Source organism: Actinacidiphila paucisporea, assembly GCF_900142575.1.
GTDB classification, from domain to species: Bacteria; Actinomycetota; Actinomycetes; order Streptomycetales; family Streptomycetaceae; genus Actinacidiphila; species Actinacidiphila paucisporea.
This window is the reverse complement of sequence record NZ_FRBI01000013.1, coordinates 1-16,164: the sequence shown is the minus strand read 5'-3', so window position 1 is coordinate 16,164 and position 16,164 is coordinate 1. Positions and strand designations below refer to the sequence as shown.

Annotated in this window: 11 protein-coding genes; 9 read left to right on the top strand and 2 right to left on the bottom strand. The window is 71.0% G+C overall.

Features of this window, described 5'->3' with window-relative positions:
• Positions 1 to 98: 98 nt before the first annotated feature.
• Entirely contained in the window at positions 99 to 4,031 is a 3,933-nt protein-coding gene (gene eccCa / locus BUE44_RS19920) for a type VII secretion protein EccCa (RefSeq protein WP_073500327.1), read from the bottom strand.
• A gap of 135 nt (positions 4,032 to 4,166) precedes the next feature.
• Between eccCa and eccD the strand changes: the two genes are divergently transcribed.
• The 6 genes from eccD (at position 4,167) to BUE44_RS19890 (ending at position 11,344) form a co-directional block, all read left to right on the top strand.
• Positions 4,167 to 5,633, top strand: coding sequence for a type VII secretion integral membrane protein EccD (gene eccD / locus BUE44_RS19915; protein ID WP_073500326.1), 1,467 nt, complete (start codon positions 4,167 to 4,169; stop codon positions 5,631 to 5,633).
• A gap of 209 nt (positions 5,634 to 5,842) precedes the next feature.
• On the top strand, positions 5,843 to 6,130 hold the full coding sequence (gene rpsO / locus BUE44_RS19910) for a 30S ribosomal protein S15 (protein WP_033173003.1): 288 nt from the start codon (positions 5,843 to 5,845) through the stop codon (positions 6,128 to 6,130).
• Positions 6,131 to 6,461: 331 nt separating this feature from the next.
• Complete coding sequence (locus BUE44_RS19905; protein WP_073500325.1) at positions 6,462 to 8,684, top strand: polyribonucleotide nucleotidyltransferase; 2,223 nt, start codon at positions 6,462 to 6,464, stop codon at positions 8,682 to 8,684.
• Entirely contained in the window at positions 8,681 to 10,057 is a 1,377-nt protein-coding gene (locus BUE44_RS19900) for a M16 family metallopeptidase (RefSeq protein WP_073500324.1), read from the top strand. The genes BUE44_RS19905 and BUE44_RS19900 overlap by 4 nt, the downstream gene beginning before the upstream one ends.
• A gap of 59 nt (positions 10,058 to 10,116) precedes the next feature.
• Positions 10,117 to 10,890, top strand: coding sequence for a 4-hydroxy-tetrahydrodipicolinate reductase (gene dapB / locus BUE44_RS19895; protein ID WP_073500323.1), 774 nt, complete (start codon positions 10,117 to 10,119; stop codon positions 10,888 to 10,890).
• A 4-nt stretch (positions 10,891 to 10,894) separates the two neighbouring features.
• A complete protein-coding gene (locus BUE44_RS19890; protein WP_073500322.1) occupies positions 10,895 to 11,344 on the top strand; it encodes a tetratricopeptide repeat protein in 450 nt (149 codons plus the stop codon).
• A 210-nt stretch (positions 11,345 to 11,554) separates the two neighbouring features.
• Here the strand turns inward: BUE44_RS19890 and BUE44_RS19885 are convergent, their stop codons facing one another.
• Positions 11,555 to 12,100 carry a hypothetical protein gene (locus BUE44_RS19885; RefSeq protein WP_073500321.1) on the bottom strand — a complete coding sequence of 182 codons (546 nt, stop codon included), beginning with the start codon at positions 12,098 to 12,100 and terminating at the stop codon, positions 11,555 to 11,557.
• Positions 12,101 to 12,254: 154 nt separating this feature from the next.
• Here BUE44_RS19885 and thyX point away from each other — a divergent pair, with 154 nt between their 5' ends.
• The 3 genes from thyX to BUE44_RS19870 all read left to right on the top strand — a co-directional run bounded on the left by thyX (position 12,255) and on the right by BUE44_RS19870 (position 15,955).
• The gene (thyX, locus tag BUE44_RS19880) at positions 12,255 to 13,040 is read left to right on the top strand and encodes an FAD-dependent thymidylate synthase (RefSeq protein ID WP_079189897.1); all 786 of its coding nucleotides are present in this window, start codon (positions 12,255 to 12,257) and stop codon (positions 13,038 to 13,040) included.
• A 188-nt stretch (positions 13,041 to 13,228) separates the two neighbouring features.
• Positions 13,229 to 14,128, top strand: a complete 900-nt coding sequence (dapA, locus tag BUE44_RS19875; protein WP_073500319.1) for a 4-hydroxy-tetrahydrodipicolinate synthase — start codon at positions 13,229 to 13,231, stop codon at positions 14,126 to 14,128.
• 141 nt (positions 14,129 to 14,269) lie between these two features.
• On the top strand, positions 14,270 to 15,955 hold the full coding sequence (locus BUE44_RS19870; RefSeq protein WP_073500318.1) for a ribonuclease J: 1,686 nt from the start codon (positions 14,270 to 14,272) through the stop codon (positions 15,953 to 15,955).
• Positions 15,956 to 16,164: the final 209 nt, after the last annotated feature.

The following is a 16,164-nucleotide window of genomic DNA, read 5'->3' as shown; positions in this document are numbered from 1 at the left end:
CCATCGCCGGTGCGGCCGCCGACCTGCGGCCGCACTCATCCCGACAAAAAACCTAGCAGGCGGAAGGCTTTGCGTAACCCGGGCGTCAACTGCCTCGCTCACCCCTCCGGGGTCCAGGCCAGCTGCACCAGACGGCTGCCGCCGCGTCGCGCGGCGAAGATCGCCCGCCCGGGTGGCATCTGCCGCGGCCGGACGGAGGCCATCAGCTCCCCCTCGTTCGGGTCGCCGGAGAGCACCAGGCCCTGCGCGGCCAGTTCCTTGGCGCGCTGCATGAAGGGCTCGTACATCGAGCGTCCCGCGCCGCCGCTGCTGCGGGCGATGATGAAGCGCACGCCGACGTCACGGGCGAAGGGCAGGCTGTCGGCGAGCTGCGCCATCGGGTTGCTGCCCGCCGCGACCAGTTCGTAGTCGTCGATCAGCACGAACAGCTGCGGGCCGCTCCACCAACTGCGGTCGCGCAGCTGCCGCGGGGTGACGTCGGGGCCCGGCGCCCGCCGCTCGACCAGCTTCTGCACCTCGGTCATGTGCGTCTCCATGGCCGCGGACGCGGCAATGTACTCCAGCACATGGCTCTCGGGGAGCGCGCCCAGCAATGTACGCCGGTAGTCGGCGACGACGAGCATGGCCTCCTGCGGGGTGTAGCGCTGGCTGAGCTGCCGGGCGATGTGCCGCAGCGCGGCCGTCTTGCCCGACTCGCTGTCGCCGAAGATGATCAGCACGGGGTCGGTCTCGAAGTTCACGAAGACCGGCGCGAGCGCCGTCTCGTCGATGCCGATCGCGACACCGCGCTCCGGGTGGCGCGAACCGTCCGGTAGCTGCTCGGCGGTGAGCATCGTCGGCAGCATCCTGATGCCGGGCGCGGGCGCCCCGCGCCATGCCGAGTTGACCGCCTCCACCAGGCCGGCGCCGCCCTCGGTGAGGTCGGCCGACGACGAACTGCCGTCGATCCGCGGCAGACCCGCCATGAAGTGCAGCTGCGCCGGAGTGATACCGCGGCCCGGCACTCCCGCCGGCACGTTCGCGGCGACCTTGCGGTTGATCTCGGAGTCCATGGTGTCGCCGAGCCGCAGTTCGAGGCGGTTCAGCAACTGGTCCTTCAGGGCGGCCCTGACCTCCATGTAACGCGACGCCGTGAGCACCACGTGCACACCGAAACCCAGGCCTCGGGCGGCGATGTCGGCGACGACCGGCTCCAGGCGCTCGTTGTCCTGCTTGAAAGCCCCCCAGCCGTCGATCACCAGGAAGACGTCGCCCCACTGCTCGTCGGGCAGTTCACCGGTCGCCCGCAGCCTGCGGTACGACGCGACCGTGTCGATGCCGCGGCTGCGGAAGACCTCCTCGCGGCGGGCCAGCACCCCCGCGACCTCGGCGACCGCACGGCGTACGCGGTCGGGTTCGAGCCGGCCCGCGACCCCGCCCACATGGGCCAGGCCGTCGACCGCGCGCAGCGCGCCGCCGCCGAAGTCCAGGCAGTAGAACTGCACTTCCTGCGGTGTGTGGGTCAGTGCGAAGGCCGCCACCAGGGTGCGCAGCATCGTCGACTTGCCGCTGCGTGGGCCGCCGACGATCAGGCCGTGTCCCGCCGCGCCGCTGAAGTCCAGCGTCAGCGGGTCGCGGCGCTGCTCGAACGGCTTGTCCACGATGCCCAGCGGCACCGTCAGGCCGCCCAGCGGCATCCCGCCGCTCGCCTGCAGACCGCGGTCGGCGGTCACCGCGAGCGGCATCAGCCGGTCCAGGCTGGGCGCCTCGTCCAGCGGCGGCAGCCACACCTGGTGCGCCTCGGGGCCGCGGCCTTCGAGCCGCCGCACCAGGACGTCCAGGACCGTGTCGGCCACGGCGTCGTCACGCTGCGCCGCCACCGGCCGCGTCGCCGGCGCGCTCATCGGCACCGGCGCCGCGGTGAACGGCGCGGGCCGCCGGCCGCCCTGCGCGCTGCCGTCGGCCTCGGTCTCCCGGCCTCTGCGGTGCGGGCCCGACACGTAGGCGGCCTTGAAGCGCACCATGGTGTCGGTGCCGAACTTCAGATAGCCCGAACCCGGCACCGATGGCAGGTGGTAGGCGTCGGGGACGCCGAGCGCGGCCCGCGACTCCGAGGCGGAGAAGGTCCGCAGGCCGATGCGGTAGGACAGGTACGTGTCCAGGCCGCGCAGCCTGCCCTCCTCGAGGCGCTGCGAGGCCAGCAGCAGGTGCACGCCCAGCGACCGCCCGATCCGGCCGATCTGGATGAACATGTCGATGAATTCCGGCTTGGCGCTCAGCAGCTCGCTGAACTCGTCGATGACCAGCACCAGCGACGCCAGCGGCTCCAGGGCCGCGCCCGCGGTCCTGGCCCGCTCGTAGTCGTGGATGTTGGCGTAGTTGCCGGTGGACTTCAGCAGTTCCTGGCGGCGCTGCAGTTCACCGGTGATCGAGTCGCGCATACGGTCGACCAGCGTCAGGTCGTCGGCCAGGTTGGTGATGACCGCGGACACGTGGGGCATCTCGCTCATGCCGGCGAAGGTCGCGCCGCCCTTGAAGTCGGCGAGCACGAAATTCAGCGACTCGGAGGAGTGCGTGACGGCCAGGCCGAGCACCAGGGTGCGCAGCAGCTCGGACTTGCCGGAGCCGGTGGCGCCCACGCACAGCCCGTGCGGGCCCATGCCCTCCTGCGCGGCCTCCTTCAGGTCGAGGTGGACCGGCTCGCCGTCCTCGCCCACCCCGATCGGCACCCGCAGCCGCTCGTGCTGGCTGCGCGGCACCCAGCCGCGCGAGACGTCGAAGGAGGAGGCCTCGCCGATACCCATCAGGTCGGTGAAGTCCAGGTTGGACAGCAGCGGTTCGTCGTCGCCGCCGTCGGCCGGCCGCAGCGGTGCCAGCTGGCGGGCCAGCGACTCGGCCTCGATCGCGCTCAGCCGGTCCGGGGTGCCGCCGTACGCGCCGCCCGCGGCCGACCGCAGCAGCATCTCCTCGGCCGTGCAGCGCAGCCACAGGTCGCCGCGAGGCTCGCCGTTCTCACCGGGCGCCACCTCCACGACGGTGACGCCAAGCAGGCCCTCACCGGAGGCAAGCACCGACGTCGGCGGGACCGTACCGCCGTCCACGAAGACCACCAGGTGCGGCTGGTCGAGCAGCGGTGCCGCGTCGCGCTGGAACCGCGGCCGGTCCTCCAGCCTGCCGCGCAGCAGCTCCTCCAGCTCCCCCATGTCGCCCACCACGAGCCGCCGGGTGCCCGCACCGTCCAGCTCGGCCGGCGACTGCGTGTGCGGCAGCCACTTGACCCACTCCCACTCGCGCAGCGCCGACGGCGAGGCGGCGACTCCCAGCACCAGGTCCGCGGGCGAGTGCAGGGTCGACAACTGGGCGATCATCGCCCGCGCCTGGCCGTAGACCGCCTCGGGCTCGCCGGTCAGCGCGACATGAGAGAAAGCGCGCAGCGACACCGCGAGCGGCAGGCCCTCGACGGTGCCGTAGGCGGCGATGAAGCGCTGCATGGCGTGCGCGGTGAGCGGTTCCAGCTGGTCGACGGGGGCGGTGTCGGGGGCGACCAGCGGGGTGGCCAGCTGCTGCGGGGCGAGCCCCACCCGCACCTGCCCGAAGTCGTCGTCGCCCGGGCGGCGTTCCCAGACCCGCTTGCCCTCGGCGGCCAGCGCCCACAGCTGGTCGGGTGCGGGGTGGGTGTAGAGCTGGCTGCTGCGCTGCCGGTCGGCGACCTTGCGGGCCTTGCGGCGCTGCTGCGCGAGGTATTTGAGGTAGTCGCGGCGGCTGTCGGCCATATGCCCGCTGGCGCCTTGCCGGGTGCGTACGACCTGCCCTATCGCCATCGCCACCATCGAGGTGAGCATCAGCCCGCCCATGACCTTCATGATCGCCTGCGAGCCCGGCATGAAGAAATACGCCGCCGAGCCGCCCATGGCGAGCATGGGCAGCAGCATCATCATCAGGCCCTGGTCCTGGCCGCGTTGCAGTTCGGGCGGTGACGCCAGTTCAAGCTCTTCCGACGGCATCTCGGGCGGGAATGCCCGCGCCGGACGCTTGACGATGACCGAACTCACTGATGTGCTCGCCCCCCGGGATCATCGACCCGTTCTGACTGATATTTTGTCGCAGATACTACTTACAGCCACCCCCCACCGGCCAGGCGGGAGTTGGCTGATCGCGGAACTCCGCACCCTAGGGGGCACAGCGCGGTGAGCACGATCTCAGCGACCGGATTCTGCCGCGTCACGGTCGTAGCACCGGACAGCAGGATCGACGTGGCACTTCCCGACGACCTCCCGGTCGCCGATCTGCGCCCGGACATCCTGCGCCTGTCGGGGCAGGTGCAGACCGAGGACGAGCCGACCGGCTTCCACCTCGTCCGCAGGGACGGCAGCGTCCTCGACCCCGCCCTGTCGCTGTCCGCGCAGCGTGTCCTCGACGGCGAGCTGATCGCGCTGCGCGCCTACGCCGAGTCGCTGCCGCCCGCCGTCCACGACGACGTGGCGGACGCCATCGCCACCGCCGTCGTCCGCGACCGGCGCCGCTGGGACGACGACCTGATGCGGGTCGTCGGCCTGACCGGCGGCGCGGTGCTGCTGGTCATGATGGGCTTCGTGCTGTGGTGGGCGGAGCCGATCAGGCACGACATGCACTCGATGCCGGGCGTCGTCGCCGGCGTGCTCGGCACGCTGCTGGTCGCCTTCGCGGCCGTACGCGCCCGGATATACCGCGACCGCGCCGCCGCGGTCGCGCTCGGCCTCGCCGCGCTGCCGCACCTGCTGATCGCGGGCTCCGGCATCGTCGCCCCCGACCACGGGCACGGACCTGGGCGGCTGCAGTTCATGGTCGGCTGCGCGACGGTCCTGCTGGCCTCCGCGGTCCTGGTCGCCGTGCTGCCCACCGGTGACGCGCCCTTCGTGGCGTCCGCCTTCCTGGCTGGGGCGGGCACCCTGGCCACCTACGGCGCCATCGCCACCGACGCCCCGCCGCGCGCCGTCGCCTCGGTCGCGGCCGTCGCGGCCGTCGCCCTGGTCGGCTTCCTGCCCGGCTGGTCCGCACGCTTCGCCCGGCTGCCGATCGGCTTCGGCTCGCCCGAACCGTCCGCCGAGGCCATGGAGCGCTACGGCGACCGGCGCGAGCCCGAGCAGGCCATCGACTACGAGGCGGTCGCCGCACAGGCCCGCCGCGGCCACGAACTGCTGCTCGGCCTGGTCGGCGGCTGCGCGGCCACCGTCGTCGGCGCCGCCGCGGTGATGAGCTTCTCCGACTCCGCGCCCGCCCAGGTGCTCGCCCTGACCGCCGGGGTGGCGGCACTGCTGCGCGCCCGGCTCTTCCGCTACACCAGCCAGGTCGCCAGCCTGGTGGTCGCCGGCATCCTCGCGGTGGCCCTGCTGATCCTCGGGCTCGCGCTCAACCCCGACACCTCGCTGCTGATGGACCTGGCCAGGGGCGACCACGGGCCGCTCGACCTGCACACCCTGTGGCTGTCCGCGGCGATCGCGGCCGGCGCGGTGCTGCTGGTCTCGATCGGCTTGATCGTGCCCCGCAAGGGCGTGTCCCCGTTCTGGGGCCGCAGCCTGGACCTGGCCGAGGGTGCGATCGTGCTGTCTCTGGTCCCGCTGTGCCTGGGCGTGCTCGAGGTCTACGGTTCCGTCCGCGGCCTGAGCAGCGACTGACCTGCACGAAAGGACTCGCTCCGGCTGGTGGAGGAGGGCAGGCGGCGGTGATGACCCGCCGGTAAGGAGCCCGGCAACCGGCTGGTACCCTGGGTGACGGTCACCTGTGTGTTCACGCCCGGTGACCGTACGCCGCGTGAGTCACCTGAGATTTCCCCGCGATGCAGACCGGGGACGCTCGCCGGCCCATGACCCCATGAGGAGTCCGTATGTCGCTCGACGTCGAGACGAAGAAGCAGATCATCGCCGAGTTCGGCACCAAGGAGGGCGACACCGGCTCCCCCGAGGTCCAGGTCGCGCTGCTGTCGCGCCGGATCTCGGACCTGACCGAGCACCTCAAGACCCACAAGCACGACCACCACTCGCGTCGTGGTCTGCTGATCCTGGTCGGCCAGCGCCGCCGTCTGCTGCAGTACCTGGCCAAGAAGGACATCACGCGCTTCCGTGAGCTTCGCGAGCGCCTCGGCATCCGTGCCGGCGCGGCTGGCGTCCGCTAGGACGCGTGGAGGGGAGCGGTGCCCGCACGACGGGGCCGCTCCCTTTGCCATATGCACCGGATTCCGCCGGCAGTACCGAACGTGTACGCGCCCGGCTACGAAGCGCGCACATGACGTGCGCGACCCCTGCGTCATCTGGTGCAATGGTGCTGTTGACAACGTATGAGGAGGAGCGTCCTCCTATCCGCCGCAGTCGCCGGTCCTCGGTAGTGGCCCCCGGGTGGTTCCACCCCCGGTGGCTTCGATCGAAGACCGGCCCCCGGCAGGACGCCCCTCCACCGATGGCCCCCGGGGACACGCCCCGCGGGCAAGGACGAGGAGAATCCCCATAGTGGAGAACGAGACCCACTACGCCGAAGCCGTGATCGACAACGGTACCTTCGGCACCCGTACCATCCGCTTCGAGACGGGCCGGCTGGCCCGCCAGGCCGCCGGCTCCGCCGTGGCCTACCTGGACGACGACACCATGGTGCTGTCGGCCACCAGCGCCTCCAAGCAGCCCAAGGAGCACTTCGACTTCTTCCCCCTCACGGTGGACGTCGAGGAGCGCATGTACGCGGCCGGCCGGATCCCCGGCTCCTTCTTCCGCCGCGAGGGCCGCCCCTCCGAGGACGCCATCCTCACCTGCCGGCTGATCGACCGCCCGCTGCGCCCGTCCTTCGTCAAGGGCCTGCGCAACGAGATCCAGGTCGTCTGCACGATCATGGCGCTCAACCCCGACCACCTCTACGACGTGGTCGCCATCAACGCCGCCTCCTGCTCCACGCAGCTGGCCGGCCTGCCCTTCTCCGGCCCGATCGGCGGCGTCCGCGTCGCACTGGTCCGCGGCCAGTGGGTGGCCTTCCCGACGCACACCGAGCTCGAAGAGGCCGTCTTCGACATGGTCGTCGCGGGCCGCGCCCTGGAGGACGGCGACGTCGCGATCATGATGGTCGAGGCCGAGGCCACCGCGAAGACCATCCAGCTGATCGAGGGCGGCGCCGAGGCGCCGACCGAGGAGGTCGTCGCCGCCGGCCTGGAGGCCGCCAAGCCGTTCATCAAGGTGCTCTGCAAGGCGCAGTCGGAGCTGGCCGCCAAGGCCGCCAAGCCCACCGGCGAGTTCCCGATCTTCCTGGACTACCAGGAGGACGTCTTCGAGGCCCTGGAGTCCGCCGTCACCGGCGAGCTGGCCCAGGCGCTGACCATCCCGGGCAAGCAGGCCCGCGAGGCGGAGCTGGACCGGGTCAAGGCGCTGGCCGCCGAGAAGCTGCTGCCGCAGTTCGAGGGTCGCGAGAAGGAGATCTCCGCGGCCTACCGCTCGCTGACCAAGAAGCTGGTCCGCCAGCGCGTCATCCGCGACAAGGTCCGCATCGACGGCCGCGGTGTCACCGACATCCGTACGCTGGCCGCCGAGGTCGAGGCGATCCCGCGGGTTCACGGCTCGGCGCTCTTCGAGCGCGGCGAGACGCAGATCCTCGGCGTCACCACGCTGAACATGCTCCGCATGGAGCAGCAGCTCGACACCCTGGCGCCCGAGACCCGCAAGCGCTACATGCACAACTACAACTTCCCGCCGTACTCGGTCGGCGAGACCGGCCGCGTGGGCTCGCCCAAGCGCCGCGAGATCGGCCACGGCGCCCTCGCCGAGCGCGCCCTGATCCCGGTCCTGCCGACCCGCGAGGAATTCCCCTACGCGATCCGCCAGGTCTCCGAGGCGCTGGGCTCCAACGGCTCCACGTCGATGGGCTCGGTCTGCGCCTCCACCATGTCGCTGCTGAACGCCGGTGTGCCGCTGAAGGCCCCCGTCGCCGGTATCGCCATGGGCCTGATCTCGCAGGAGATCGAGGGCGAGACGCACTACGTCGCGCTGACCGACATCCTCGGCGCCGAGGACGCGTTCGGCGACATGGACTTCAAGGTCGCCGGTACGAAGAACTTCGTGACCGCGCTCCAGCTCGACACCAAGCTCGACGGTATCCCCGCCTCCGTGCTGGCCGCCGCGCTGAAGCAGGCCCGTGACGCACGCCTCCACATCCTCGATGTGATGAACGAGGCCATCGACGTCCCGGACGAGATGTCCCCGAACGCCCCGCGGATCATCAGCATCAAGATCCCCGTGGACAAGATCGGCGAGGTCATCGGCCCCAAGGGCAAGATGATCAACCAGATCCAGGAGGACACCGGCGCCGACATCTCCATCGAGGACGACGGCACGGTGCTGATCGGCGCCACCGAGGGTTCGCAGGCCGAGGCGGCCCGCGCGGTGATCAACCAGATCGCCAACCCGACGATGCCCGAGGTCGGCGAGCGCTACCTGGGCACGGTCGTGAAGACGACCACCTTCGGCGCGTTCGTCTCGCTGATGCCCGGCAAGGACGGTCTGCTGCACATCTCGCAGATCCGCAAGCTCGCCGGCGGCAAGCGCGTCGAGAACGTCGAGGACGTGCTCGGCGTCGGCGCCAAGGTGCAGGTCGAGATCGCCGAGATCGACCAGCGCGGCAAGCTCTCGCTCGTCCCCGTCATCGAGGGCGAGGACGGCGACGCCGACGACGTGAAGGACGAGTCGGCCCAGTGACGACCCGCTCCACCGCCGCGACGGCCCGCCCCTCCACCAAGGGGCGGGCCGTCCGCACACGGACCCTGCTGCCCGGTACCGACGGCATCGGGACGGTACGCCGCAGCGTGCTGCCCGGCGGCCTGCGGGTGGTCACCGAGACCCTGCCGACGGTGCGCTCCGCCACCTTCGGCATCTGGGCGGCGGTCGGCTCCCGCGACGAGACCCCGGTGCTCAACGGCGCCACCCACTACCTGGAGCACCTGCTCTTCAAGGGCACCCGGCGGCGCAGCGCGCTCGACATCTCCGCCGCCGTCGACGCGGTCGGCGGCGAGATGAACGCGTTCACCGCCAAGGAGTACACCTGCTACTACGCCCGGGTGCTCGACACCGACCTGCCGCTGGCCATCGACGTGGTCTGCGACATGCTCACCGGGTCGCTGATCCGCCAGGAGGACATCGACGCCGAGCGCGGCGTCGTCCTCGAGGAGATCGCGATGACCGAGGACGACCCGGGCGACCAGGTGCACGACCTGTTCAGCACCGCCATGCTCGGCGACACCCCGCTGGGCCGCCCGGTCCTCGGCACCGTCGAGACCATCAACGCGCTCACCCGCGACCAGGTCGCCCGCTTCTACCGCAAGCACTACGACCCCACCCGCCTGGTGGTCGCCGCAGCGGGCAACATCGACCACGCCGTCGTCGTACGCCAGGTCCGCCGCGCCTTCGACCGGGCCGGCGCACTGCGCGACCCCGCCGCCCTGCCGCAGCCGCCCCGCGACGGGGCCCGCACGCTGCGCACGGCCGGCCGGGTCGAGGTGCTGGACCGGCGCACCGAGCAGGCCCACGTGGTCCTCGGCATGCCCGGCCTGTCCCGCACCGACGAGCGGCGCTGGGCGCTGGGCGTGCTCAACACCGCGCTCGGCGGCGGCATGAGCTCCCGCCTCTTCCAGGAGGTCCGGGAGAAGCGCGGTCTGGCGTACTCGGTGTATTCGTACACCTCCTCCTTCGCCGACTGCGGCCTGTTCGGTGTCTACGCCGGCTGCCAGCCGAGCCGGGTGCCCGAGGTGCTCAAGATCTGCCGGGACGAGCTGAACCAGGTCGCCGAGAACGGCCTGACCGACGAGGAGCTGCGCCGCGCCATCGGCCAGCTGTCCGGGTCGACCGTCCTCGGCCTGGAGGACACCGGCGCGCTGATGAACCGGATCGGCAAGAGCGAGCTGTGCTGGGGCGACCAGCTGTCGGTCGACGACCTGCTGGCAAAAATCGCCGCCGTGACGCCCGACGAGGTGCGCGCGGTGGCCCGCGACGTGCTGGGGCAGCGCCCCTCGCTGGCCGCCATCGGCCCGCTCAAGCAGAAGCAGACCGCCCGCCTGCACGAAGCCGTCGCATAGCGCGGGCCGCGCGCACGCTGCACCCATCCCGTACGCACGACTCGGAGGACCCCGAAACGATGAGCAAGCTCCGTGTGGCCGTCATCGGCGCCCAGGGCCGGATCGGCTCGGCGGCGGCCGCCGCCGTCGAGGCCGCGGACGACCTCGACCTGGTCGCCGCGATCGACCGCGAGGACCCGCTGGAGGCGCTGACCGAGGCCGGCGCCCAGGTCGCGGTGGAACTGACCCACCCCGACGCGGTCATGGGCAATCTGGAATTCTGCGTCGGGCACGGCATCCACGCCGTGGTCGGCACCACCGGGTGGACCGCGGAGCGCCTCGACCGGCTGCGCGGCTGGCTGGCCGCCGCCCCCGGCACCGGGGTGCTCGTCGCCCCGAATTTCTCCATCGGCGCCGTCCTGACCATGCAGTTCGCCCGGCAGGCGGCCCGCTGGTTCGAATCGGCCGAGGTCATCGAGCTGCACCACGACAACAAGGCGGACGCCCCCAGCGGCACCGCCACCCGCACCGCACAGCTCATCGCGGCCGCCCGCGCCGAGGCGGGCCTCGCCCCGCAGCACGACCCGACGACCCACGGTCTGGAGGGCGCCCGCGGCGCGGACGTCGAGGGCGTGCCGGTGCACTCGGTACGGCTGCGCGGCCTGCTCGCGCACCAGGAGGTGCTGTTCGGCGGTACCGGGGAGACGCTCACCATCAGGCACGACTCGCTGCACCACAGCAGCTTCATGCCCGGCATCCTGCTCGCCGCCCGCACCGTCCCCGGTGTCCCCGGCCTCACCTACGGCCTGGAAAACTTCCTCGAAGGAACAGAACCCGGCCACCAAGAGGACTGACCGCATGCGTTCCAAAATCAGCTACGCCGGCTCCGCCGTCGCGCTGCTGTTCTACTTCGTCCTGGTCGGCGACCGCGGGCTGCTGCTGATCGCCGACGGCCGCCCGGTCACCGTGGCCTTCGGCGTGGCGGTGCTGGTGCTGCCGCTGATCGGTGCCTGGTTCCTGTGGCACACCACGCAGTTCGCCCGGCACGCGGGGCGGCTGGGCCGCGAGCTGGAGGCCGAGGGCGGGCTGCCGGTCGACGAGCTGACCCGTACGCCAAGTGGCCGGATCGACCGTGACTCGGCCGACGCGGTCTTCGCCAAGCGGCAGGCGGAGACCGAGGCGGCGCCCGAGGACTGGCGCAACTGGTTCCGGCTGGCCGTCGCCTACTTCGACGCCCGCGACACGCCGAGGGCCCGCAAGGCGATGCAGCGCGCCATCGCCCTGCACGACGGCCGGCCGCAGCGCTAGGGCCTGTCCGGCGGATCATGCCGGGCCTGCGACGCCCGGCACCGCACCCCTCCCCCTGCCTTCGGCGGGAGGTGCCCCCAGCGTTGTCGAATCATCCTTGTACGACCCGGTACGAGGACGATTCTCCGCCTTGCCATGTACGGCACCGGACGCCGCAGGCTGATCCGCCAAGATCCGCCGGACAGGCCCTAGGGCGGCGTCAGGGGGCGGTCAGCGCAGTTCCGCGGCCCAGCCCTCGATGGCGTCGGCGGCCATGTCGAAGGCGTCGACCCGGCCGAGGAAGTCCGCGTTGTGGTCGGTGAGCTGCGGGCGCAGCGGCTCGCCGCCCTTCCGGCTGATGATCAGCGCCTGCCCCTGGACGCTGCGCGGCAGCCCGAGCACCCGCACCGGCTGCTGCGCGGTGCGTACCGAGGCGACCTTGCGCCACGGAACGGTCACCGTGCTGAAGTAACTCGTCTGCCGCAGCCCCTTGCCGCTCACCCACACGCCGACCCGCAGCAGCCGCAGCGCGGCCGCTATCACCAGCAGCGCCGCCAGCAGGCACACGCCCGCGCCCTGCGTGTCGGCCGCGGCGGCCATGATCAGGGCGGCGAACATCAGGTACGAGGCCAGCATCAGCGCCAGCGCGGCCGTGGCGACCCGCCACGGGCCCGGACGGTACGGCCGCATCCAGCGGTCCTGCTCTAGGTGGGGGAGCGGGCGTCCGGCCGCCAGGTCGTCGGTCTCGGCGGGCGCGGAGCTGTAGGGCAGGGACACGCGGAGAATCCTCTTCCGGTTCCGGAGGGGGCCAGCCGGAGCGGACTGCGCTCCGATCCGGTGAGGCTAGCCGCCCCGGCGGCCCCACGGCTACTTCAGGTCGGCCGTTCGGCAGCGGCCGCTGTCCTCCCCAGCCCTTAGGCTGGTCGCCGCAATGCCGCTTAGCAGGAAGGACCCTCCGGTGCCGACCGACCTCCCCACCGGGACCCCCGCCGCCCCGCCGGCCTCCGTCGAGTTCCGGGACGACGTCACCGTGGACCTCGTCAAGCACAGCGCGTCGGACTCCGACGTCCTGTGGGCGGCCCGGGTCTCCACCGCGGGCGAGCAGTCGCTCGAGGAGCTGACGAAGGACCCGGAGCGGTCGAAGGGCCTGATCAACTACCTGATGCGGGACCGCCACGGCAGCCCCTTCGAGCACAACTCGATGACCTTCTTCGTCAGCGCGCCGATCTTCGTCTTCCGCGAGTTCATGCGCCACCGGGTCGGCTGGTCCTACAACGAGGAGTCCGGCCGCTACCGCGAGCTGCAGCCGGTCTTCTACGTGCCGGGGCCGGACCGCAAACTGGTGCAGCGCGGCCGCCCGGGGAAGTACGAGTTCGTGCACGGGACACCCGAACAGCACAAGCAGACCGTCGCGGCCATGGAGGAGTCCTACGCGCAGTCGTATGCCGCGTATCAGGCGATGCTCGCCGACGGGGTCGCCCGCGAGGTGGCCAGGGCCACCCTGCCGGTCGGCCTGTTCTCGTCGATGTACGCCACGTGCAACGCACGGTCGCTGATGCACTTCCTCGGCCTGCGCACCCAGCACGAGCTGGCCACGGTGCCGTCCTTCCCGCAGCGCGAGATCGAGATGGTCGGCGAGCGGATGGAGGCGGCCTGGGCGGAACTGATGCCGCTCACCCATGCGGCGTTCAACGCCAACGGGCGTGTCGCCCCGTAGCGGGACCGGCCGACCGGCCCGTCGCAGCCGAATGTCCGAAGTGTTCGGATTGCAGGCATTCGTGAGGTTCATCTAGGCTGCAGAAACGGACCCCGGCGGTGCCTGAACCCCCGAGCAGACACCGCCGGAGTCCTTTGCGCAGGTCCCGCGGCTGCGTGCCCCCATACACACCGAGTAGCGTGGGACCCATGGCTCCGACCTCCACCCCCAACGCCCCCTTCGGGCGGGTACTGACCGCAATGGTCACGCCGTTCACCACGGACGGCGCACTCGACCTCGCCGGCGCCCAGCAGCTCGCCACCCACCTGGTGGACGCGGGCAACGACGGACTCGTCGTCAACGGCACCACCGGGGAGTCGCCCACCACGAGCGACACGGAGAAAGACCAGCTCGTACGCGCCGTGGTCGAGGCCGTCGGCGACCGCGCCTTCGTCATCGCCGGCGTCGGCACCAACGACACCCGGCACAGCACCGAACTCGCCCGCCAGGCCGAGCGCAGCGGAGCCCACGGCCTGCTCACGGTCACGCCGTATTACAGCAAGCCGCCGCAGGAAGGGCTGATCCGGCACTTCACCACCATCGCCGACGCCACCGGCCTGCCCGTCATGCTCTACGACATCCCCGGCCGCAGCGGCGTCCCGCTGGAGACCGAGACCCTCGTCCGGCTGGCGGAACACCCCAGGATCGTCGCCAACAAGGACGCCAAGGGCGACCTCGGCGCGGCCGGCTGGGCACTCGGCCGCAGCGGCCTGGCCTGGTATTCGGGTGACGACATGCTCAACCTGCCGCTGCTCGCCATCGGCGCCGTCGGCTTCGTCTCCGTCGTCGGCCACCTCGTCACCCCGGAGCTGCGCGCCCTGCTGGACGCGTACACCAGCGGTGACGTCGCCAAGGCGGCAGAGATCCACCAGCGGCTGCTCCCCGTCTACACCGGTATGTTCCGCGCCCAGGGCGTCATCACCACCAAAACCGCCCTCGCGCTGCGCGGACTGCCCGCAGGCCCGCTCCGGCTGCCGCTCACCGAACTCGACGCGGACGCCACGGAACGCCTCAGGAAGGATCTCGCCGCCGGCGGGGTACACCTCTGACAACGGACTTCACAACTGAATAAGCACCACCGCACGCAAACGCACCGCCCGAATGACGGTGCGCCAACGGATACGTCACATACAGTTCCGCACGCCACGGCCCACGAAGGCCCCTCCGGCGTGCGTGATAGGGAGAACCTTTTGAGCCATCCGCACCCTGAACTCGGCCCCCCGCGGACTCTCACCGAAGGCGGCCTGCGCATCACACCGCTCGGCGGCCTCGGTGAGATCGGCCGCAATATGACGGTCTTCGAATTCGGCGGCAAGCTGCTGATCGTGGACTGCGGCGTCCTCTTCCCCGAGGAGGAGCAGCCGGGCGTCGACCTGATCCTGCCCGACTTCAGCTCCATCCGGGACCGCCTCGACGATGTCGTCGGCGTCATCCTCACCCACGGCCACGAGGACCACATCGGCGCCGTTCCTTTCCTGCTCAGGGAAAAGGACGACATTCCGCTGATCGGCTCCAAGCTCACCCTCGCACTGATCGAGGCCAAGCTCCAGGAGCACCGCATCCGGCCGTACGCCCTCGAGGTCAAGGAGGGCGACCGCGAGCGTATCGGCCCCTTCGACTGCGAGTTCATCGCCGTCAACCACTCCATTCCCGACGCGCTCGCCGTCGCCATCCGCACCCCGGCCGGCATGGTCGTCGTGACCGGCGACTTCAAGATGGACCAGCTCCCGCTGGACGGCCGGCTCACGGACCTGCCCACCTTCGCGCGACTCGGCGAGGAGGGCATCGACCTGCTGCTCGCCGACTCCACCAACGCCGAGGTGCCCGGCTTCGTCCCGCCGGAGCGCGACATCTCCTCGGTGCTGCGGCAGACGTTCGCGAAGGCTGAAAAGCGCATCATCGTCGCGAGCTTCGCCAGCCATGTGCACCGCATCCAGCAGGTACTCGACGCCGCCCATGAACGCGGCCGCAAGGTCGCCTTCGTCGGCCGCTCGATGGTCAGGAACATGGGCATCGCCCGCGACCTGGGCTATCTCAAGGTCCCCGGCGGCCTCGTCGTGGACATCAAGGTGCTCGACGACCTGCCGGACGAGAAGGTCGTGCTGGTCTGCACCGGCTCCCAGGGCGAGCCCATGGCCGCCCTGTCCCGCATGGCCAACCGGGACCACCAGATCCGCATCGTCGAGGGCGACACCGTCGTCCTCGCGTCCTCCCTCATCCCGGGCAACGAGAACGCGGTCTACCGCGTGATCAACGGCCTCACCCGATGGGGCGCCAACGTCGTCCACAAGGGCAACGCCAAGGTCCACGTCTCGGGCCACGCCTCGGCCGGCGAACTGCTGTACTTCTACAACATCTGCAAGCCGCGCAACCTGATGCCGATCCACGGCGAATGGCGGCACCTTCGCGCCAACGCCGATCTGGGCCGACTCACCGGCATCCCCAAGGAACGCACCGTCATCGCCGAGGACGGCGTCGTCGTCGACCTCGTCAACGGCGTGGCCAAGATCGCCGGCAAGGTCCAGGCCGGCTACGTGTACGTCGACGGCCTGTCGGTCGGCGACATCACCGAGGCGTCGCTGAAGGACCGGCGCATTCTCGGCGAGGAAGGCATCGTCTCGGTCTTCGTCGTGGTCGACAGCACCACCGGCAAGATCGTCGGCGGCCCGAACATCCACGCGCGGGGGTCGGGTATCGAGGACGTGGCGTTCGCCGCCGTCATCCCGAAGATCGAGGAAGGCCTCTCCCGGTCCGCCTCCGACGGAGTGATGGAGGTCCGCCAGATCCAGCAGCTGATCCGACGGTCCGTCGGCAAGTGGGTATCGGACACCTACCGCCGCCGCCCGATGATCCTCCCTGTGGTCGTTGAGGTCTGACCCTCCGTCAAGCTGCTGACCACACACGGGCCGCCGGATTTGCATCCGGCGGCCCGCTCCAGTACGTTGGCACAACCGCCTCGACGAGACCCGCGGAAACGTGCGTGCTCGGAACGGGGTTGGTAATTCCGACCGAATAGCTTCTGCTAAAGTCGGAAACACGAAGGGAAAGCCCGGAGGGGCCGGTGAAACGGTCTCGAAGGAAGCTT

Coding starts and splice junctions, on each gene's coding strand:
- rpsO (WP_033173003.1), top strand. CDS start 5,843: ATGTCGCTCGACGTCGAGACGAAGAAGCAGATCATCGCCGAGTTCGGC.
- dapB (WP_073500323.1), top strand. CDS start 10,117: ATGAGCAAGCTCCGTGTGGCCGTCATCGGCGCCCAGGGCCGGATCGGC.
- BUE44_RS19890 (WP_073500322.1), top strand. CDS start 10,895: ATGCGTTCCAAAATCAGCTACGCCGGCTCCGCCGTCGCGCTGCTGTTC.
- thyX (WP_079189897.1), top strand. CDS start 12,255: ATGCCGCTTAGCAGGAAGGACCCTCCGGTGCCGACCGACCTCCCCACC.
- dapA (WP_073500319.1), top strand. CDS start 13,229: ATGGCTCCGACCTCCACCCCCAACGCCCCCTTCGGGCGGGTACTGACC.